The organism is Rhizobacter sp. P2_H2 (assembly GCF_056403375.1).
The window spans coordinates 1-596 of record NZ_JBFUFP010001787.1 but is presented as its reverse complement, the minus strand read 5'-3'; the positions used below and the strand labels follow the sequence as shown (position 1 = coordinate 596).

2 protein-coding genes are annotated in these 596 nt (G+C 68.3%); both read left to right on the top strand.

Features of this window, described 5'->3' with window-relative positions:
• On the top strand, positions 1–358 hold a 358-nt coding region (locus tag AC1D15_RS36215), incomplete at its 5' end, for an Lrp/AsnC family transcriptional regulator (protein ID WP_477829890.1).
• The coding region (locus AC1D15_RS36210) for an RraA family protein (protein ID WP_477829889.1) at positions 355–596 on the top strand (242 nt) is incomplete at its 3' end. The genes AC1D15_RS36215 and AC1D15_RS36210, both read left to right, overlap by 4 nt.

Sequence of the window (596 nt, the reverse complement as noted above, 5' to 3'; positions counted from 1 at the left end):
GCGCAAGCTGGAGGCGGCCGGCGTGATCACCGGCTACCGCGCGACGGTCGACCTCGGCAAGCTGGGCTACGGCATCCGCGCAGTGATGCGGGTGGGGCGCGCCGAGTACGCGCGCGTCGTCAAGCTGGTGCAGCAGAGCCCCGAGGTCGTCAATGCCTACAACGTGACCGGCGAGGACAGCTGGCTGCTGGAGATCGCGGTGATCGACGTCGCGCACCTCGACGCCGTCGTCACGAAGTTCTGCCTGCTGACCGAGACCTCGACCGCGATCATCCTGAACACCCCGCGCGAGCACCAGACGATGCTGCCGCCGCGGCGCGAAGATGTGAAACCCCCGATCAAGAAAGTCACTGCATGAGCACCGAGCACTCGAACGATTTCGCCACCTGCGACCTGTGCGATGCGCACAAGAACGACACCGACGGCGCGTTTCGCGTGCTGCCGCCGGTGTTCCGCGACTACGGCGGCCGGCCGAAGTTCAGCGGGCCGGTCAGCACGGTGAAGTGCTTCGAGGACAACTCGCTGGTGAAGGCGGCGGTCGATTCGCCGGGGCAGGGCCGGGTGCTGGTGGTCGACGGCGGCGGCTCGCTGCGGCG